19 protein-coding genes are annotated in these 18,173 nt (G+C 65.9%); 11 read left to right on the forward strand and 8 right to left on the reverse strand.

Annotated elements, in window-relative coordinates; translation table 11 throughout:
* Positions 1-39: 39 nt before the first annotated feature.
* From BMZ97_RS22605 to BMZ97_RS22625, 5 genes are read right to left on the reverse strand one after another with little or no spacing between them, the layout of a single operon-like run.
* Positions 40-423 carry a nitrile hydratase accessory protein gene (locus tag BMZ97_RS22605; protein ID WP_092174993.1) on the reverse strand — a complete coding sequence of 128 codons (384 nt, stop codon included), beginning with the start codon at positions 421-423 and terminating at the stop codon, positions 40-42.
* The gene (nthB, locus tag BMZ97_RS22610; RefSeq protein WP_092174997.1) at positions 410-1,069 is read right to left on the reverse strand and encodes a nitrile hydratase subunit beta; all 660 of its coding nucleotides are present in this window, start codon (positions 1,067-1,069) and stop codon (positions 410-412) included. Before nthB ends, BMZ97_RS22605 begins: the two co-directional genes overlap by 14 nt.
* The gene (gene nthA / locus BMZ97_RS22615) at positions 1,066-1,698 is read right to left on the reverse strand and encodes a nitrile hydratase subunit alpha (protein WP_092175000.1); all 633 of its coding nucleotides are present in this window, start codon (positions 1,696-1,698) and stop codon (positions 1,066-1,068) included. Before nthA ends, nthB begins: the two co-directional genes overlap by 4 nt.
* Before the next feature lie 10 nt (positions 1,699-1,708).
* Complete coding sequence (locus tag BMZ97_RS22620; RefSeq protein ID WP_092175002.1) at positions 1,709-2,905, reverse strand: amidase; 1,197 nt, start codon at positions 2,903-2,905, stop codon at positions 1,709-1,711.
* Positions 2,906-2,910: 5 nt separating this feature from the next.
* Complete coding sequence (locus BMZ97_RS22625; RefSeq protein ID WP_092175006.1) at positions 2,911-4,506, reverse strand: gamma-glutamyltransferase family protein; 1,596 nt, start codon at positions 4,504-4,506, stop codon at positions 2,911-2,913.
* Positions 4,507-4,648: 142 nt separating this feature from the next.
* On the opposite strand from BMZ97_RS22625, the gene BMZ97_RS22630 reads away from it, so the two are divergent.
* Positions 4,649-4,888 (forward strand): hypothetical protein, encoded by a 240-nt coding sequence (locus BMZ97_RS22630; RefSeq protein ID WP_092175382.1) that lies wholly within the window; start codon positions 4,649-4,651, stop codon positions 4,886-4,888.
* 10 nt (positions 4,889-4,898) lie between these two features.
* On the opposite strand, the gene BMZ97_RS22635 is transcribed toward BMZ97_RS22630, so the two are convergent.
* The 3 genes from BMZ97_RS22635 to BMZ97_RS22645 all read right to left on the reverse strand — a co-directional run bounded on the left by BMZ97_RS22635 (position 4,899) and on the right by BMZ97_RS22645 (position 8,522).
* Positions 4,899-5,264: a DUF1850 domain-containing protein gene (locus BMZ97_RS22635; RefSeq protein ID WP_092175009.1), complete on the reverse strand. Its 366-nt coding sequence runs from the start codon at positions 5,262-5,264 to the stop codon at positions 4,899-4,901.
* The gene (locus BMZ97_RS22640; RefSeq protein ID WP_092175012.1) at positions 5,261-7,399 is read right to left on the reverse strand and encodes a TRAP transporter permease; all 2,139 of its coding nucleotides are present in this window, start codon (positions 7,397-7,399) and stop codon (positions 5,261-5,263) included. The genes BMZ97_RS22635 and BMZ97_RS22640 overlap by 4 nt, the downstream gene beginning before the upstream one ends.
* Before the next feature lie 154 nt (positions 7,400-7,553).
* Complete coding sequence (locus BMZ97_RS22645) at positions 7,554-8,522, reverse strand: TAXI family TRAP transporter solute-binding subunit (protein WP_092175014.1); 969 nt, start codon at positions 8,520-8,522, stop codon at positions 7,554-7,556.
* Positions 8,523-8,814: 292 nt separating this feature from the next.
* Between BMZ97_RS22645 and BMZ97_RS22650 the strand changes: the two genes are divergently transcribed.
* The 10 genes from BMZ97_RS22650 to BMZ97_RS22690 all read left to right on the forward strand — a co-directional run bounded on the left by BMZ97_RS22650 (position 8,815) and on the right by BMZ97_RS22690 (position 18,003).
* The gene (locus tag BMZ97_RS22650; RefSeq protein ID WP_092175017.1) at positions 8,815-10,449 is read left to right on the forward strand and encodes an OpgD/OpgG family glucan biosynthesis protein; all 1,635 of its coding nucleotides are present in this window, start codon (positions 8,815-8,817) and stop codon (positions 10,447-10,449) included.
* A gap of 285 nt (positions 10,450-10,734) precedes the next feature.
* Positions 10,735-10,881, forward strand: a complete 147-nt coding sequence (locus tag BMZ97_RS31350) for a hypothetical protein (RefSeq protein WP_158516140.1) — start codon at positions 10,735-10,737, stop codon at positions 10,879-10,881.
* A 5-nt stretch (positions 10,882-10,886) separates the two neighbouring features.
* Positions 10,887-11,633: a zinc ABC transporter ATP-binding protein AztA gene (aztA, locus tag BMZ97_RS22655; RefSeq protein WP_244546553.1), complete on the forward strand. Its 747-nt coding sequence runs from the start codon at positions 10,887-10,889 to the stop codon at positions 11,631-11,633.
* 15 nt (positions 11,634-11,648) lie between these two features.
* Entirely contained in the window at positions 11,649-12,530 is an 882-nt protein-coding gene (locus tag BMZ97_RS22660; RefSeq protein WP_092175019.1) for a metal ABC transporter permease, read from the forward strand.
* Between the two features lie 37 nt (positions 12,531-12,567).
* The gene (locus BMZ97_RS22665) at positions 12,568-13,512 is read left to right on the forward strand and encodes a metal ABC transporter substrate-binding protein (RefSeq protein ID WP_092175022.1); all 945 of its coding nucleotides are present in this window, start codon (positions 12,568-12,570) and stop codon (positions 13,510-13,512) included.
* Between the two features lie 196 nt (positions 13,513-13,708).
* The gene (locus BMZ97_RS22670; RefSeq protein ID WP_092175024.1) at positions 13,709-14,671 is read left to right on the forward strand and encodes a CobW family GTP-binding protein; all 963 of its coding nucleotides are present in this window, start codon (positions 13,709-13,711) and stop codon (positions 14,669-14,671) included.
* Between the two features lie 174 nt (positions 14,672-14,845).
* Positions 14,846-15,856, forward strand: a complete 1,011-nt coding sequence (locus BMZ97_RS22675; protein WP_092175027.1) for a WD40 repeat domain-containing protein — start codon at positions 14,846-14,848, stop codon at positions 15,854-15,856.
* A 51-nt stretch (positions 15,857-15,907) separates the two neighbouring features.
* Complete coding sequence (locus BMZ97_RS22680) at positions 15,908-16,138, forward strand: hypothetical protein (RefSeq protein WP_092175388.1); 231 nt, start codon at positions 15,908-15,910, stop codon at positions 16,136-16,138.
* 83 nt (positions 16,139-16,221) lie between these two features.
* Positions 16,222-16,647 (forward strand): GNAT family acetyltransferase, encoded by a 426-nt coding sequence (locus tag BMZ97_RS22685; protein ID WP_092175029.1) that lies wholly within the window; start codon positions 16,222-16,224, stop codon positions 16,645-16,647.
* A 129-nt stretch (positions 16,648-16,776) separates the two neighbouring features.
* Positions 16,777-18,003: a winged helix-turn-helix domain-containing protein gene (locus BMZ97_RS22690; protein ID WP_092175391.1), complete on the forward strand. Its 1,227-nt coding sequence runs from the start codon at positions 16,777-16,779 to the stop codon at positions 18,001-18,003.
* The last annotated feature ends 170 nt before the right edge of the window (positions 18,004-18,173 follow it).

The following is an 18,173-nucleotide window of genomic DNA, read 5'->3' on the forward strand; positions in this document are numbered from 1 at the left end:
CGGCTCGTCAGCGGCCCTCCGCTTTAAGAGCCGTAGCCGCTACCGCTCCCGCTCCGGATCGTTCTCCAGCACGATCGGCTTGCCATGCGGCGTCGCCTCCGCCGCGCGCGCCCAGGAGGCAGCAAGCGCATCGACACCCGCATGCGAGGTCAGGCCCTTGTCGATGAGCAGGTGTTCCAGCGCCTCGCACCAGCGCTCATAGTAATCCGAGCCGTCGCGGCAGCCGCCTTCCGCCACCGCCTCGGCGATTTCGGCGCCCAGCGCCTGGGCCCATTCATCGGCGGTGAAAACGCCCTTGTTCTGCAGCGCCACGACGAGCGCAAAGGCCTGCGCCTGCCAGGGCTCGGCGAAGACCGGGCCGTCGGCATCGCGCGGGATCGGCGTATCGGCTGCCAGCGCGGCGGCGAGATCAGGCTGGCTCAAGATAGCTCTCCCAGGCCTCGATGCTGACGCGCGTGGTCGGGTCGGCGTCGCGGCCCCACAGTTCCGGGCCGGTGAAGACCACGGTGTAGAGCCATTGCGCCGTCTCGGGCTGGCCCTGCGCCCCGGTGTCGGGGAAGACATGGCAGCCGCTGACGCGCTCGATCACCCCGAGCTTGCCCCGGGCATAGCGCGGCAGGCGGGTATGGTGCTGCGGATGGATCACGATGGTGCGCACGCTGTCGCCGACGCTGAATCTTGCCGGCGCCTGCGCTTCGCGCGCATAGGGAAAACCGCGCCGCAGCACGGCAGCGACGTCCTCGCCCTTCAATACGCGCTTGGGCGGCCTTGGCGGCGCGGACGGCTTGCCCTCGATAAGCTCGTCCGATGTGACGAAGCCATGCTGCAGCAGCAGGTTCTGCAAGCCCGCGAGCCAGATCTGGTAATAGGAGAAGGAGAGATAGTCGGCTGGGGGAATGCTCTCGCGGGCATGCCGGCTTTCGTCGATGCTCCATTGGCCCATCGCGCCGGCGGCGACGTTGAGCGCCAGCACGCGCTTTTCCCAGTCGCCATGGAAGATCGGCTCGTTCGGCTCGGGCCTGACCGGGCCAAAACCCATCTGGCCGCCGAGATCCTGCCCGCCATTCATGACTGGGCCTCCACGACGGCCAACCCCGTGCCGATCATCGAATCGCGGCTGACGATCGAAGCCAGCTTCTCTTCCGACCAGCCCTCGGTGCCGACTGGGCGCATCGGGATGACGATGAAGCGCGTCTCGGCGGTCGAATCCCAGACGCGGATGCTCTGGCCTTGCGGAAGCGTGACGCCGAAATCGGCAAGCACGCCGCGCGGATCGATCACCGCCTTGGAGCGATAGGGCGGGCATTTGTACCAGACTGGCGGCAGGCCGAGCACTGGCCATGGGTAGCAGGAGCACAGCGTGCAGACGATGAGGTTGTGTTCCTCAGGCGTGTTGAACACCGCGACGATGTGCTCGCCGCCACGCCCGCCATAGCCGAGCTCGGCGACTGCCGCCGAGCCGTCCGCCTTCAGCCTTGCGGCGAAGGCCGGGTCGCTCCAGGCCCTGGCGACGACGCGGGCGCCGTTGCGCGGGCCGATCTTGGTCTCATAGGTGTCGATGATCGCGTCGAGCGCGGCCGGGTCGACATAGCCCTTGGCGACCATCAGCGTTTCCAGCGCCTTCACCCGCGCTTCGATCGGGGTGAAGTGGTTGTCGTGATCATGATCGTGGTCGTGGTGGTGATGATGACCGCTCATGGCCGCCTCCTCATGCGATCCGGATCCGTGCCGCCCGCTCGAATTTCACGGCGAAGGCGATAAGGGATTTGTCCGAGCCCTTCGGCCCGATCAGCGACAGGCCGAGCGGTGCGCCCTCGCGCTGCGCCACCGGCATCGTCACCTGCGGAAAGCCCGACAGCCCGGCAAGGCAGAGCAGCCGCAGCGCCCGGTTGCGGAAATCGTCGAGCTCAGGCTCCTGTGCGCTGACGAGCGGGGCGATGTCGGGCACGGTCGGCAGGATCAGCACGCCATCCCGCCCAAGCCAGCGCGCGAGCTTGGCGCGGAAGTTCTTCCGGGTGGTCTCGGCCTTGGCGTATTCGGCGTCCGTCACGGATTTCGAGAAGGCGAAGCGTTCGGCGACGCCTGGTCCGAGCGGCGGCGCGAAGCGCTCGATCATCGGCCCATCGGCGATCCAGGCCTCGCGGCCCTGCACCCAGCGGAAGGCCCAATAGAGCGCGTCGAGATCGCGCGCGACCTTGATGCTTTCGGGCTGGCCGAGCGCGGGCACGGCGCGCTGGACGACATTGCGCAGGATGTTCTCGGCGTCCGGCACCGCCTGGGAGAACATGTCGTCTGCCAGCAGCATGCGCGGGATCTCGGGCAGACTGACGCGATCCTTGCCGAAGACGACCTCAGCGACGCGGGCGAAGGTTTCGCCGTCGCGGGCGAACCAGCCCGGCGTGTCCAGGCTCTGTGCCAGCGGCCAGGCATGCTTGAGTGAGAGCCGGCCATGGCTCGGACGGATGCCGAAGAGACCGCCATAGCTTGCCGGCGCACGCACCGAGCCGCCGGTATCGGAACCAATAGCGATATCGGCGAGGCGGCCGGCGACAGCCGCCATCGAGCCCGAGGACGAGCCGCCGGTGATGCGATCGGGCGCGGATGGATTGATCGGTGCGCCGAAATGGGCGTTCTTGCCGTTGAGCGAAAAGGCGAGTTCGTCGGTATGGGTCTTGCCGACGAAGCGGGCTCCGGCATCGAGCAGCGTCTTCACGATCGGCGCGGTCCTGGTCTTGATGCCGGACTGGGCCAGCACGGTCGGCGAGCCCGCCCCGGTCGGATAGCCCTTGACGTCGAACAGGTCTTTCACCGCCAGCGTCAGCCCGGCGAGCGGGCCGAAGGCGGCGTTCTTCACCGGCGCATCCGGATAGGGAATGAAGCAGCGGAAAGGGTCGTCGGTAGGCATAGGCGTCAAAGTCCTCTTGCGTCGCCGTCTGAACGTGGATCGTGGGTGGCTTCGACATGGCCCTTGGGATGCTTCACCAGCATGCCGGCATGGCCGAACTGATCGGAATAGGCTTCGCTGTATTCCTCGACCGGGTGGCCGGCGGCGGCCAGCCTGGCGAGCAGCATCGGATCGAAGCGGCTCTCCAGCTTCAGCGAGAGCGAGCCCGCCCCCCAGCTGCGGCCGAAGAGCCAGCGCGGCGCATCGACGGCGGCCGCCGGGTTCTGACCGAAGCGGTAGCGCGTCAGGATCTGCGCCTGGAATTGCGGCTGACCGTCGCCGCCCATCGCGCCATAGGAGACGATACGCCCGTCGGCAAAGCGCGCGAAGGCAGGGTTGAGCGTATGGAACGGCTTGCGGCTGGGCGCGAGCGGGTTCAGCGCGCGCTTGTCGAGCGAGAAGGAGACGCCGCGGTTCTGCCAGTTCACGCCGGTCCTGGGCAGGATGCAGCCCGAGCCGTATTCCCAATAGATCGACTGGATATAGGACACCGCCATGCCCGACGCGTCGATCGCGCCCATCCAGACGGTGTCGCCGTCGCCTGATTTGAACGGCCAGCTTGCGGCGCGCTTGCGGTCGATCGCGGCGGCCTCGCGGGCGAAGACGGCGTCGCTGAGGAGGCTCGCGGGATCGATCTGCAGATGCGCCGGGTCGGTGACATAGCGGTCGCGGATGGCGAAGGCGCGCTTGGTTGCCTCGACCAGGCCGTGATGATGGTCGAAGCCTTCGGCCCGTTCGATGCCGAGCTTCTCGAAGATGCCGAGGATCAGGAGCGAGGCGAGCCCCTGTGTCGGCGGCGGGAAGTTGTAGACGGCCAGACCCGGCAATTGGATCGCGAGCGGCTGGACGAGGCGCGCCTTGAAGGCAGCCATGTCCTGGCGCGTCACAGGCGCGTCCATCGCCGCAAGGTCGGCGCCGATCTCGCGGCCGATGTCGCCGCGGTAGAAATCGTCGAGGCCGGCATCGGCGAGATGCTTGAAGGTGGCGCCGAGCGCCTCGGGCTTGCGGCGCGCGCCCGCCTTGGGCTGCTCGCCGCCCGGCCAGAAGAATTCGCTGAAGCCGGGCGCGAGCTTGGCCGCCTCGACCTGCTGGGGCCAGGTGCGCAGCTCCGAATCCGAGATCGCATAACCTGCATCGCAATGGGCGATCGCATTGCTGAGCAGATCCTTGAGCGGCATCCTGCCGCCCAGGCTCCTGGAGAGCTCCAGAGCCGTCTGCCAGCCGCCGATCGCGCCGGCGACCGTCACGGCGGCATCGGGTCCGCGCGCGGGGATCGTGTCATGGCCCATCTCGCGATAGCGCTCGATCGTCGCCAGCGCGCCGGCCGGGCCGCAGGCCTCGATCGCATGAACCCGGCCCTTGCCGCCGGGCTCATGCACCAGCCAGAAGCCGTCACCGCCGATCGCGTTCATATGCGGGTAGACCACCGCGATCGTCGCGGCCATGGCGACCATCGCCTCGATCGCGTTGCCGCCCTCGGCCAGCACGGCGCGTCCGGCCTCGGAGGCGAGATGGTGGGGTGCTGCGGCGGCACTGGCGCCAAAGACGGGCGTCTCGATCATCGGGGTCTTTTCAAGCTGGGCGGTCGGGACTATTTCGCCAAAAGCAGAGCTGCTGCCTTGTGACGAGGCGCGCGATTTTGTTGCATGCCGCTGCGGCCTCCGCTAGGCCGTCCCGTGCATGAGCGTTTGAGGAATGGGACCGATGGCCGTAAGGCGCACCAACTGGCGCACCCTGATCATGGTGATATCGCTGGGCATCCTGATCGCAGTCGAATTGTTCGGCGTCGCGCTGGCCTCGGGCTGGGCGCTCGCCGGCCTGCTCGATCTCGGCCATGTCGTCGGCTATGTCCTGATGGCGCTGTTCTCGGTCGTGGCCGGCTATGCCATGATCAATCTGATGCGCCGCGTGCTCAAGGTCGAGCATATGATCGGCGACAACTGAGATAGGCGGTTCAGCCGCAGGGCCTCAGGACGACCGGGTCTGCGTCATCCGGCAAATAGGCTCCCATCGGCCGGCAGGCGCCGGCGATGCAGACGCGCCAGTCGGCGGTGGCGCCCGAGCGCCGCATCACGACCTCCGGCAATGGGGGAAGCTTCGGCGTCCAGCGCCAGAAGCCGTCAACGAGCTTCGCGCCGTCGGGCGGGTCCATGCCGGCGCCCGAGCCCTGGATGCGCGCGTCGACCAATCGCATGCCGTCGGGCCCATTGCGCCAGAGTTCTTCCCACAAGGTCTTCTGAACCGAATGCCGCCAGCTCAGCGTGATCTCGTCGCTGCCGAGCGCGATGACGAGCGCGCCGGCTGCCAGACACAGGCTCACGCGGGTCTCTCGGTGAGCTGATTGCGGGCGAGCCACCAATGCCGCCCGACCATGGCGGCGGCGAGGATGTAGCCGAGCAGGTCGCTATAGGCGAACTCCCCCAGGATGAAGACCGAGGCGATGAAGGCCGCGAGCCGCTCGATGAGGGTCAGCCGGCCGAAGAGATAGCCGATGGCCACCATGCCGAAGAGTGCGATGGCGACGCTGGCTTTGATCACGGCGTAGACCACCGCCGGCCAGAAGCCGATCACAGTCGCCAGCGGGTCGCCTGGCTGCAGCATCAGGGCGGGCGAATAGACCGCGATGAAGGGGATGACATAGCCCGCCAGCGCGACGCGCATCGCCTCCCAGCCGATCTTGTCGGGGTTCTCCTTGGCGATCGGCGCGGCGGCCAGTGCCGCCAGCGCCACCGGCGGCGAGAGATCGGCCATGATGCCGTAATAGAACGCAAACATATGGCTTATGATCAGCGGCACGCCGAGCTTTTCAAGGGCCGGGGCGGCCAGCGCCGCGACGATGATGTAGGTCGGGATCGTCGGAATACCGGTGCCGAGCAGGATCGAGAGCACCATCGTCAGCACCAGCGCCAGGAACAGGCTGGTCTGGCCGAGCCCGATGACCCAGGCGCCGAAGGTGGTGCCGATACCGGTCTGAGTCATCAAGCCGATGATGGTGCCGACGATGGCGCAGGCGATGCCGACGGGAAGCGCCGTCTTGGCGCTGTCGGCCAAAGCATTGCGGCAGGTCACCAATGTCGCCCGCCCGCCGATGGTCAAGGCGTTGATGGCGATCAGCAGGGCGATCAATCCGGCGACGATCCTGACATCCATGCCCTCGCGGAACAGGGCAGCCGAGATCAGGCCGAGCCCGACCCAGAAGATCACGCGCAGGGTCGTCGTCGCGAGCCCGAGCGCGATGCCGGCGCCGAGGATGAGCCCGACCGTGAGCGCAAGCCCGATCGTGCCGGCGAAGAGCGGCGTGAAGCCATGGAACAGCATGAAAACCAGGACGGCGAGCGGCAGGGCCAGATACCAGCGCTCGCGCAGGGCCTTCAGCGGGCTCGGGAGCAAATGCCGCTCGACGCCCTTCAGGCCGTATTTCCCGGCTTCGAGATGCACCATCCAGAAGGCCGAGGCGAAATAGAGGATGGCGGGGATGGCGGCCGCCTTGACGATCGCTGAATATTCGACGCCCAGCGTCTCGGCCATGATGAAGGCGGCTGCGCCCATCACCGGCGGCATGATCTGCCCGCCCATCGAGGCGGTGGCCTCGACACCGGCCGCGAAGGCGCGGCGATAACCGAACTTGATCATCAGGGGAATCGTGAACTGCCCGACCGTCACGACATTAGCGACGCCCGAGCCCGAGATCGTGCCCATCAACCCCGAGGAGAAGACGGCGACCTTGGCCGGCCCGCCGCGCGCGCCGCCGAAGAGGCCGAGCGAGACGTCGTTGAAGAGATGGATCATCCCGGCCTTCTCGAGGAAGGAGCCGAAGACGATGAACAGGAAGATATAGGTCGCCGAGACGTAGATCGGCACGCCGTAGAACCCCTCGGTGCCGAAGGAGAGGTGGCTGACGATCTGGTCGAAATCATAGCCGCGGTGATTGAAGGGGGCGGGCAGGTGCTGCCCGAAGAACCAGTAGAGCAGGCAGACGCCGCACATGATCGGCAAGGCGTTACCCATCAATCGGCGCGCGGCTTCGAAGACGAGTATGATCAGCAGGGTGCCGGTGACGAGGTCCAGCGTCGTCGGGTCGCCGTCGCGCAGGATCAGGTCCTGGTAGAAGACGAGCTGATAGAGCCCGAGCCAGAAGCCGAGCCCGCCCAGCGCCCAGCCGATCCAGCGCCCGGTTTCGGATTTCGCCTTGAAATTGGCGACGAGCCCGAAGGTCAGGAGCAGCAGGAAGCCGACATGGATGCCGCGCACCGCCTGGCTCGGCAGGACATGCCAGGCCGAGATCGCGATCTGGAAACAGGCGAAGATCAAGGCGACCGCATAGGCGAACAGGCCCCAGCGTCCCGGGCCGAAGCCGGGTGGAAAGCCGTGCTCGAAATTGTCGAGCGCCGGGTTTTCGATCTCCACGGGCTGCGCGCCCGAGAGTTCGTGCAGCTGGTCGGTCTGGGCGGTCATTGTGGTGTCCTGCCGGTGTCATCCCGCACGCGCTGCGGCACGAGGTGCTGCTGCGCGAATGCGAGACCGCATTCAGAAAAGAGGCGCCTCATCGTCCTGCGGTCCCGTGTCTGCGCCGCGTCACGTCGTGCCGCAGCGCGCACGGGATGACGCTCTATGACCCGACCTTCAGGCCCTTTTCCCTGAAATAGCGCGCGGCGCCGGGGTGGAGCGGCACGGGCATGCCCTCCAGCGCGCTTTCGAGCTTGATCGATTTACCGGCCGAATGCGCCGCGCCGATCTCGCCCAGATTTTCGAAGATGTTCTTCGTCATCTGGTAGACCGTCTCCTCCTTCACGCCCTCATGGGTGACGAGGTAGTTGACGACGGCAGCCGTGTTCACGTCGGCGGTCTGGCCGCCATAGGTGTTGGCGGGGATGGGCGTGCTGACGAAGGGGGGGCCGGCCTTGTCGATCACCGCCTTGGGCACCTCGACGACGACGATCTCGACGGAGGCCGCGAGGTCGCGGATCGAGGCGACGCCGAGTCCGGCCGATTGCAGCGTTGCATCGAGCTGGCGGTTCTTCATCAGCTCGACCGATTCGGCGAAGGGCAGATACTCGATCTTGCCGAGATCCTTATAGGTGATGCCGGCGGCGGCGAGGATGGCGCGGGCATTCAGTTCGGTGCCGGATTTCGGCGCGCCGACGGAGAGGCGCTTGCCCTTGAGATCGGCCAGGGTCTTGATGCCGCTATCCTTCGCGGCGACGATCTGGACGTAGTTCGGGTAGATCGCGGTGATGCCGCGCAGCTTCTTGAGCGGGGTCTTGAAGCCGGCTTCCTCATCGCCCTTCCAGGCGGCGTCGAGGGAATCACCCAGCGTGAAGGCGACCTCACCGCGACCCTGCTGCAGCAGGACCAGATTTTCGACCGAGGCCTTGGTGGCCTGCACGGTCGGGCGGACATTGGGGATCTTATCGCCATAGATCTTCGAGAGCGCGACGCCCATCGGATAATAAACGCCCGAGGTGCCGCCGGTCAGGATGTTGATGAAGTCCTGGGCGCGGGCGGTCACCGGCGCGGCGGCGAGCAGAAGCGCGGTGGCGAGGCCTGCAAGCCTTCGGCCGCGAATGAAGCGGTTCATGTGTCCTCCCAGACGATTTTTTCCGGCCTTGCCGGCCGTGCTTGATCCTTTTGTAGGTCAGGCCGAACGCAAAAGGAAAGCCAAAGGAACACAGGGCCTTTCTACTTTTGTCGGTGTTGCGTGATGCTTTCGCCACTTTTGGCGTGCATTGAAACGGCCTCCCCCTTTCCGGCTGTCCGCTTCTCGCCAGTTGCGCCTCCTCGGTTGCTCTGGCCTGCGGGACAGGTTAGCCCGGACAGCCCATCCTTTCGCTCAGTCCATGCCATCGCACAGCCAAAGAGCCTCGCCAGACATGCAGGATCGCTCCACAGCAAGGCCTTCCCTTGAGCCCTCCCTCGACCGCCGCACGCTGCTTGCCGGGGCAGGCGCAACCGCGACGCTGGCTGCACTCGGCTTTTCACCAGCCGCGCTGGCGCAACAGGGCCTGAAGCTCGGCGTGGCGGAGGCGTTCGGCTTCGAGGGGCTGAAGGCGCGGGCGCGCGATCTCGCATCCAGGCCCTATCAGGCCCCGCCATCACCGCGAGCCGATGTGCTGGAGCGGATCGACTATGACGCGCATGGCAAGATCAAGTTCAAGCCGGAGATGGCGCTGTGGGCGAACGGTCCCTCGCCCTGGCCGGTGACCTTCTTCCATCTCGGCCGCTACTTCCAGAAGCCGGTGCGCATGCATGTCCTCGACGCCGGCCAGGCGCGCGAGATCGTCTATGACGAGAGCTATTTCGAGATGCCGGCGGATTCCCCGGCGCGCGAATTGCCGACGGGAGCCGGCTTTGCCGGTTTCCGCTTCCAGGAAAGCCGCTCCGGTCACCCCGGCCGCAAGGGCGAGAAGCTCGACTGGCAGAAGAACGACTGGGTCGCCTTCCTCGGCGCATCCTATTTCCGCGCCATCGGCGAGCTTTACCAATACGGGCTCTCGGCGCGCGGGCTTGCGATCGATCCTGCTGTTGCCGGCAAGCCGGAGGAATTCCCCGACTTCACCCATATCTGGCTCGAGACGCCTCAGCCCGGCGCTGAATATGTCGTGGTCTATGCCCTGCTCTCCGGCCCCAGCGTGGCGGGCGCCTATCGCTTCCGCATGCATCGCGGCAAGGGCGTCACCATGGAGATCGAGAAAGCGCTGTATCTGCGCAAGGATATCGAGCGCCTGTGCATTTCGCCGCTGACCTCGATGTACTGGTACTCCGAGACGGCCAAATCGACCGCCGTCGACTGGCGGCCCGAAGTGCATGATTCCGACGGGCTCGCGCTCTGGACCGGCGCGGGTGAACGCGCCTGGCGGCCGCTCAACAATCCCCATCGGACCACGGCTTCGGCCTTCATGGACGAGAATCCACGCGGTTTCGGCCTGCTGCAGCGCGACCGCGAGGTCGGCCATTATCTCGACGGCGTGTTCTATGAGCGCCGGCCGAGCCTCTGGGTCGAGACGCAGGGCGATTGGGGCAAGGGCGCGGTCCAATTGATCGAGATCCCGACCGACGACGAGATCCACGACAACATCGTCGCCATGTGGGTGCCCTCCACCCCGGCCAAGGCGGGCGCCTCCTTCGAGTTCCGCTACAAGCTGCACTGGCTTGCCGACGAGCCCTTCCCGCCGGCGCTCGGGCGGGTCGTGGCGACCCGGCTCGGCAATGGCGGCCAGCCCGGCACGGTCCGGCCCAGGGGCGTGCGCAAGTTCATGGTCGAGTTTTTGGGGCCGGCGCTGGAGACGATCCCCTTCGGCGTCAAGCCGGAGGTCGTGCTCTCGACCTCGCGGGGGACCTTCTCCTATGTCTTCGCGGAAGCGGTGCCCGACGATGTGCCGGGCCATTGGCGGGCGCAGTTCGACCTCACCGTCGAGGGCAACGAGCCGGTCGAGATGCGCTGCTTCATGCGCGGTGGCGACAAGGTGCTGACCGAGACCTGGCTCTATCAGTACCTGCCGTTCTGACGAAGGCGAGTTATAGCATTTCCGCGTTTCTTCGAATCGCGAAATACTCTAACCTTTTGTTTTATCGTATTTTCTTCGCGCGACCCGGTATCCACTTCGCTCGAAAATGCTTTGGCCTGACTTCGCCGTCATGGTCGGGCTTGTCCCGGCCAGCCACGTCTTCTCTTGCGAGGGCTGTGTTCAAGAGGTGGATGCTCGCCACAAGAGCGAGCATGACGGTGGAGCAACGGGACCATTCGCAGACTCCGCTTGCTCGCGGTTGTTCGTAACATTATATCATTTCCTATGAGCCAGTCGCATAGCCATGCCCGTCGTGCCGTTTCGGAGGATCCGGGTTGGTCGCTGCTGCGCCTGTCGGCCGCGGCCCGGCTTGGTCTGGCTGTCGCCGTGATCGTGCTGGTCTGGGCGGCGACGCTCGCCGTGATCATGTGAAGAGAGTGTTCGAGCCCGTGCCCGCGATCCGCCTCGACGATCTGACGCTCGGCTATGACCGCCATCCGGCGGTGCATCATCTTTGCGGCGAGATCGCCCAAGGCAGCCTGACGGCGATCGTGGGTCCCAATGGCGCCGGCAAGTCGACCTTGCTCAAGGGCATCGCCGGCGCGCTGACGCCGCTCGATGGTGGGCTGACGCTGGCCAAGGGCAAGCGGCTTGCCTATTTGCCGCAATCGGCCGATCTCGACCGCTCCTTCCCGATCCATGTCTATGATCTCGTGGCGATGGGCCTGTGGGGCTCGGCGGGCATTTTCGGCCGCATCGGCTTTGGCGCGAAGGCCAAGATCGAGCAGGCGATCGCGGCCGTCGGCCTCACCGGCTTCGAGCGCCGGCCGATCAGCAATCTTTCCGGCGGGCAGATGCAGCGCGTGCTGTTCGCCAGGCTTTTGCTGCAGGACGCCGACATCATCCTGCTCGACGAGCCTTTCACCGCGATCGATGCGCGCACCACCTCCGACCTGCTCGCTCTGGTGCAGCGTTGGCATGGCGAGAGCCGCACTGTCGTTGCCGTGCTGCACGATATCGAGACGGTCCGCCGCGCCTTTCCGCAGACGCTGCTGCTGGCACGCGAGACCGTCGCCTGGGGCGCCACTGCCGAGGTGCTGACCCCTGCCAATCTGCTGAAGGCGCGCCAGATGGTCGAGGCCTTCGACAGCCATGCCGCCCCTTGCGAGCGCGACGCCGCCTGATCGGGCACACCAGCCATGACGCAACTCTACGACCTCTTCATCGGCCCCTTTGCCGAGTTCGACTTCATGCGCCGTGCGCTGGTCGGGATCTTCGTGCTCTCGGTCGCGGCCGCGCCGATCGGCGTCTTCCTGATGCTGCGGCGGATGAGCTTGACTGGCGACGCCATGGCGCATGCTATCCTGCCCGGGGCTGCGATCGGCTATCTCGTCGCCGGCTTCTCGCTCTCGGCCATGACCCTGGGTGGCCTCGTCGCGGGTTTTGCGGTTGCGCTGGCGGCCGGTGCGGTGGCGCGGGTGACGGTGATGAAGGAGGATGCGTCGCTCGCCGCCTTCTACCTGATTTCGCTCGCTCTTGGCGTCACCATCGTCTCGCTGCGCGGTTCGGCGATCGATCTCTTCCATGTGCTGTTCGGCAATGTGCTGGCGCTGGATGACGACGTGCTCGTTCTGCTGGCTGGCGTGACGACGCTGACGCTGCTGTTGCTGGCGGCGCTTTATCGCCCGCTGGTGATGGAATGCGTCGATCCCGGGTTCCTGCGCTCGGTCAGCCGTTCCGGTGGCTGGGTCCATCTGACCTTTCTCGCGCTCGTGGTGTTGAATCTCGTCGCCGGCTTCCATGCGCTGGGCACCTTGCTCGCGGTCGGGATGATGATGCTGCCGGCAGCCGCCGCGCGGTTCTGGACCGCCGATATCACGCGCTTAATCCTGCTCGCCTCGGGTTTCGGCATGGCCTCTGGCTATGCGGGGCTGGTTGTCTCCTATGCGGCGGGCAGCAATCTCCCCGCCGGCCCCGCCATCATCCTTGCGGCCGGGACGCTTTATCTTGGCTCGCTCCTGATCGGCTCGCAGGGCGGCCTTGCGCGGCGGCTCTTGCCTCGACCCCACCTCCAGCGTTAGTAATGTTATAGTATTTCAATTTGACTGGAGAGAAGCCATGCCGAATCGTCGCGAACTCGTCGCGGGTCTTGCTGCCGGATTGATCCTCGCTGCCGCTCCCCTGGCGGCGCGGGCGCAGGAGAAGCTCCCTGTCGTGGCGAGCTTCTCGATCCTGGGCGATTTCGTAAGGGAGATCGGGGCGGAGCGCGTCTCGGTGACGACGCTGGTCGGGCCCAATGGCGATGCGCATGTCTATTCGCCGACGCCCGCCGACGCCAAGAGCATGGCCGGCGCCAAGCTGATCGTCGTCAACGGCTTCAAATTCGAGGGCTGGATGACGCGCCTGATCAAATCCTCCGCCGCCAAGGGCACGGTCGCGGTCGCGACGACGGGCATCACGCCGCAGGCGCTGCCCGCCGAGGAGGAGCCCGGCAAGAAGGACGCCCATGGTCACGATCACGCCGGTCGGGAGGACCCTCATGCTTGGCAGAATGTCGCCAACGCCAAGATTTACATCGCCAATATCCGCGACGCGTTGAGCGCGGCCGACCCGGCGGGAAAAGCAGTTTATGAGGCCAATGCGACGGCCTATCTCGCCAAGCTTGATGCCCTGGACGGCGAGATCAAGGCGGCGGTGGCGCGCATTCCGGCCGATCGGCGCAAGGCGATCACCTCGCATGACGCCTTTGGCTATTTCATCAAGGCCTATGGCATCGACTTCATCGCGCCCCAGGGCGTCTCGACCGAGGCCGAGGCTTCGGCCAAGGATGTCGGGCGTATCATCCGGCAGGTGAAGGCCGAAAAGATTCCGGCGGTCTTCCTCGAAAACGTCACCAATCCGCGTCTGATCGAGCAGATCGCCAAAGAGAGCGGCGCCAAGATCGGCGGCCGGGTCTATTCGGATGCGCTTTCGGAAGCCTCCGGCCCGGCCGGGACTTACATCGCGATGATGAAACACAATATAAGCCAGTTCGAGAAGGCGCTCGGCGCCGGCCCGGCCTGAGCGTCGGTCCTCATCTCCAGCCCTCATCCCGAGGAGCCGCGAAGCGGCGTCTCGAAGGATGGTTCAAGGCGTGCTGGAGCATCCTTCGAGACGCGACCCTTGCGGATCGCTCCTCGGGATGAGGGCTGAAGGTTTCCAAGGCCGGGGCGGATATCGAGCGCTCCGGCTTTGCCCGTTCAATAACCAGGTCGAACCCATGTCCGAGAAAATCCCCGTCACGGTGCTCACAGGCTATCTGGGCGCCGGCAAGACCACGCTCCTCAACCGCATCCTCACCGAGGATCACGGCAAGAAATTCGCCGTGATCGTCAACGAATTCGGCGAGACCGGCATCGATGGCGACCTCGTCGTCGGCGCCGATGAGGAAGTCTTCGAGATGAACAACGGCTGCATCTGCTGCACCGTGCGCGGCGATCTGATCCGCATCCTCGACGGCCTGATGAAGCGCAAGGGCAAGTTCGACGCGATCATCGTCGAGACCACGGGCCTGGCCGATCCGGCTCCGGTGGCGCAGACCTTCTTCGTCGACCAGGATGTCGGCGATGCCACCAAGCTCGACGCCGTCGTCACCGTGACGGACGCCAAATGGCTGACCGAGCGGCTGAAGGATGCGCCCGAGGCGAAGAACCAGATCGCCTTTGCCGACGTCATCATCCTCAACAAGGTCGATCTCGTCTCGGCCGAGGAACTGGCCGAGGTCGAGGCCGCGATCCGCGCCATCAATCCCTACGCCAAGCTGCACAAGACGACGCGCTGCGAGCTGCCGATCGACCAGCTGCTCGACCGCAATGCCTTCGATCTCGACCGCATCCTCGACATCGAGCCGGATTTTCTCGAGTCCGGGCACCATCATCATCATTCCGACGAGGTGCGTTCGATGTCGTTCACGATCCCCGGCGATGTCGACCCTGACAAGTTCATGCCCTGGATCAACGACATCAGCCAGGCGCAAGGGCCCAACATCCTGCGCTCCAAGGGCATTCTCGCCTTCAAGGACGAGCCGCGCCGCTTCGTTTTCCAGGGCGTCCACATGATCCTCGACGGCGATCTGCAGCGCGACTGGAAGGCGGATGAGACGCGCAATTCCCGCCTCGTCTTCATCGGGCGCGATCTCGACGAGAGCGAATTGCGCAAGGGATTTTTGGCCTGCGCGGCGTGAGGCGACGTCATTCCGGGGCATCGCGCAGCGATGAACCCGGAACCCACGACCGGGGCAGTCTTTCTACCGGTGGATAGCGTTGTACCTGGTCGTGGGTTCCGGGTTCGGCGCTGCGGGCCGCCCCCGGAATGACAGAGGTTTGCGAAACACTCTGCTGAAGCTAAAGCGTTGCTCATGGATACGATCACCAAACCCGTTTCGCTGCGCGAACATGTCGTCCCCATTGAGGTGGGGGCGCATGTCGTCGCGGCCCATTGGCTCAAATCGACGCTGGCGCTCGCGCTTGCCGACGGGCGCGTGCTGCGCTGGCGCGATGGCGAGGCCGAGAGCGTCGAGCCTCATGCCGGCGGCATCCTCAGCGCCTGCACGGATGGCGAACGACTGATCACCGGCGGCGATGACGGGCGCGTGGTCGCGACCGGGGCCGAGGGCGAACCTGCCGAGATCGCGCAAGATCCCAAGCGCCGCTGGATCGATGCGGTGACGCTGTCTGGCAGCGGCAGCCTTGCCTGGAACACCGGCAAGACCGTGCATTCCCGCGACGACAAGGGCCGGGTGAAGTCGCTCGATTTCGTCACGACGCCGCAGGGGCTGGTCTTCGCGCCGAAGGGCTACCGCCTCGCGGTTGCCCAGATGAACGGCGTCTCGCTGTGGTATCCCAACACCGAGGCCAAGCCCGAATTCCTGGAGTGGAAGGGCTCGCATCTCGATGTGATCTGGTCGCCCGATGGCCGCTTCGTCGTGTCGTCGATGCAGGAGAACGCGCTGCATGGCTGGCGGCTGGGCGACAAGCCGACACATATGCGCATGACGGGCTACCCGGCCAAGCCGCGTTCCTTGTCCTGGTCGCATGACGGGCTCTGGCTTGCCTCGTCGGGCGCGGATGCAGCGATCGTCTGGCCGTTCCAGGGGGAGGGGCCGACCGGCAAGGCGCCGCGCGAATGCGGCGCGCGCCACGCCAAGGTCACGCGCGTGGCCTTCCATCCCAAGGCGCTGGTGCTGGCCGTCGGTTATGACGATGGCTGCATCCTGATGATCCGCTTGACCGACGCCTCCGAGCTCCTGGTGCGGCCTGCGATCAAGGGCAGCGGCGTCACTGCCTTCGCCTGGGACAAGCTCGGCAAGCGCCTGGCCTTCGGGACCGAGGACGGTGTGGCCGGCGTGCTCACCTTGCCGGCCGGCTGAGGGCTCGGGATGCGCTTCGGCCTGTTCGGGAAAGGCGCTGCGGACAAGGCCGTGGCTTCTGAGGCCGCGACGCGGATCAAGGCCGATATCCGCGACCTGCTCGGCTTGGCCGAAGATGCGGTGATTGCTGTCAACGAAATTCTCTGCGCCGACCCAGCCTGCCCGGGCACCGAGACGGTGATCCTGGTGATGAACCCCGGCGAGAAGACGAGAGCCTTCAAGCTGCAGAGCGCCATGGCCGAGGCGACCCGGGACATGCTCGCCGCCGCCCTGGCTGGCTGAGGGGCGCCGCACCGACGTACTGGACGTGAGGGCGCATGGCATGCGAGGCGGGGTGGCTTGTCTCCCCGCCTGGAATACCGCCGATGAATCTCACCCCCCTGATCCGCGAGATCACTGACGCCGATATCGATGCCGTGGTCGCGCTCTGGCATGCGGCGGGCGTCGCCAAACCCTGGAACGATCCGCAGCGCGACATCGCCTTCGCCCGCCGCGATGCGCATTCGACGCTCCTCGTCGCCGAGATCGAGGGCCGCATCGTCGCCAGCGTCATGGTCGGCGAGGACGGGCATCGCGGCTGGGTCTATTATGTCGCCGCCGATCCCGCGATGCAGGGCGCTGGTCTCGGCCGGGCGATGATGGCGGCCGCCGAAGCCTGGCTGGTCGGGCGCGGCGTCTGGAAGCTGCAATTGCTGGTTCGCGGCGACAACGACAAGGTCAAGCGCTTCTATGAGCATCTCGGCTATACCGACACGAAGTCGAGTTGCTTCCAGAAGGTGATCGCGCCCTGAGCCTTCGAGGCTATTATGAAAACCGGCTTCCACCGGTCGGGTCGATGTTTCGGCGCTGACGCAGCCTGTCAGCAGAGGCGGCTGCGACGGCTCTACAGCGGGGCGAAACGCGGCTAGCCTTTGCGCATCATGGCCAGACGTCCGAAATCACCGCCCATCCTTCCCGCCTCTGAGGCTCGCCGGATCTGGCTGCACGCGCAGCGCCTCGACGAGCCGGAGCCCTTCGGCGCCGGGCCGGAAGCGACGCGGGCCGCGGTCGCGCATCTCGGCTATGTCCAGATCGACACGATCAACGTGATCGAGCGCTGCCACCACCACATCCTCTACAGCCGCATCCCGAGCTATCGCCGCTCCGATCTCGCGCAGGCGCAATCGCTGGATAAGAGCGTCTTCGAATACTGGACGCATGCGCTCTCCTATGTTCCGACTGCGGATATCCGCTTCTTCCTCGGCGCGATGAAGGCGCATCGCGAGGAGCCCAAGCGCTGGTCGGCGGTCGGCTCGCCCGAGGAGGCGCGCAAGCTGCTGCGGCGCATCCGCAAGGAGGGCGCGCTCACCATCCGCGACATCGACACCGACGTGCTGGTCGAGAAGGCCCATCTCTGGGCGAGCAAGAAGCCGTCCAAGGGCCTGCTCGAGCGCGCCTTCTACGATGGCGAGCTCGTCATCTCGGCGCGCGCCGGCATGCTCAAGACCTATGAACTGATCGACCGGCATTTCGGCTGGGAGAAGAAGCCTACTCCCGCGAGCGAGCGCCAGGTCGTTGCCTACAAACTCGACCGGGCGCTGCGGGCGCAGGGCGTGGTCAGCCTCGATTCGATCTGCCATCTCGATGCGCCCGCCAAGAAGGCCGTGGCCGAGCTGATCGCTGGGCGGGTCAGGCGCAAGGAGCTCGTGCCGGTGCGGATCGAGGGCGCCGAGAAGGCACCGCATTGGGCAAGCCCCGAGGCGCTGGAGGCGGTCGCTCCTCCTGAGGCAGGCCTGGTCCACATCCTCTCGCCTTTCGATCCCCTGATCATCCAGCGCAAGCGATTGAGCCTGTTCTTCGGCTACCAGCACCTGTTCGAGGCCTATTTGCCTCGGGAGAAGCGGGTCTATGGCTATTTCGCCCTGCCGGTCCTGCTCGGGGACCGGATCGTCGCGGTGCTCGACCTGAAGACCGACCGCGCAGCCGGCAAGCTCTTGATCCAGCAATGGAGCTGGCTTGCGGGGGAGGAGACACCGGCGGCAAAGGCCGCGATCGAGGTTGAGCTCGCGCGCTTCGAGCGGTTCCAGCTCGCGCTCGGCAGCGAGAGCGAGCCTGCCTTCGCAGAGGCGCTGCCCGAAGAGGAAAGCTTTGCCGCGCTTCGCGCTTAGACTCTGTTCCGCGAAGCTTAACCCCGTCATTGCGAGCGCAGCGAAGCAATCCAGAGGCGTAGAGCGAGCCCTCCTGGTTTGCTTCGTCGCTCACGCTTCTCGCAATGACGAGCCCATCTGCGCGAAGGGCGATAGCCTATCCCGCCGCAAAAATGCCGGCTTCTTCCGCC

The sequence above is a fragment of the Allobosea sp. OK403 genome (assembly GCF_900113835.1).
Classification (GTDB): Bacteria; Pseudomonadota; Alphaproteobacteria; order Rhizobiales; family Beijerinckiaceae; genus Allobosea.

Coding starts and splice junctions, on each gene's coding strand:
- BMZ97_RS22690 (WP_092175391.1), top strand. CDS start 16,777: ATGGCCAGACGTCCGAAATCACCGCCCATCCTTCCCGCCTCTGAGGCT.
- BMZ97_RS22630 (WP_092175382.1), top strand. CDS start 4,649: ATGGCCGTAAGGCGCACCAACTGGCGCACCCTGATCATGGTGATATCG.
- BMZ97_RS22660 (WP_092175019.1), top strand. CDS start 11,649: ATGACGCAACTCTACGACCTCTTCATCGGCCCCTTTGCCGAGTTCGAC.
- BMZ97_RS22650 (WP_092175017.1), top strand. CDS start 8,815: ATGCAGGATCGCTCCACAGCAAGGCCTTCCCTTGAGCCCTCCCTCGAC.
- BMZ97_RS22685 (WP_092175029.1), top strand. CDS start 16,222: ATGAATCTCACCCCCCTGATCCGCGAGATCACTGACGCCGATATCGAT.
- BMZ97_RS22640 (WP_092175012.1), bottom strand. CDS start 7,399: ATGACCGCCCAGACCGACCAGCTGCACGAACTCTCGGGCGCGCAGCCC.
- BMZ97_RS22620 (WP_092175002.1), bottom strand. CDS start 2,905: ATGCCTACCGACGACCCTTTCCGCTGCTTCATTCCCTATCCGGATGCG.
- BMZ97_RS31350 (WP_158516140.1), top strand. CDS start 10,735: ATGAGCCAGTCGCATAGCCATGCCCGTCGTGCCGTTTCGGAGGATCCG.
- BMZ97_RS22665 (WP_092175022.1), top strand. CDS start 12,568: ATGCCGAATCGTCGCGAACTCGTCGCGGGTCTTGCTGCCGGATTGATC.
- BMZ97_RS22645 (WP_092175014.1), bottom strand. CDS start 8,522: ATGAACCGCTTCATTCGCGGCCGAAGGCTTGCAGGCCTCGCCACCGCG.
- BMZ97_RS22625 (WP_092175006.1), bottom strand. CDS start 4,506: ATGATCGAGACGCCCGTCTTTGGCGCCAGTGCCGCCGCAGCACCCCAC.
- nthA (WP_092175000.1), bottom strand. CDS start 1,698: ATGAGCGGTCATCATCACCACCACGACCACGATCATGATCACGACAAC.
- BMZ97_RS22670 (WP_092175024.1), top strand. CDS start 13,709: ATGTCCGAGAAAATCCCCGTCACGGTGCTCACAGGCTATCTGGGCGCC.
- BMZ97_RS22675 (WP_092175027.1), top strand. CDS start 14,846: ATGGATACGATCACCAAACCCGTTTCGCTGCGCGAACATGTCGTCCCC.
- nthB (WP_092174997.1), bottom strand. CDS start 1,069: ATGAATGGCGGGCAGGATCTCGGCGGCCAGATGGGTTTTGGCCCGGTC.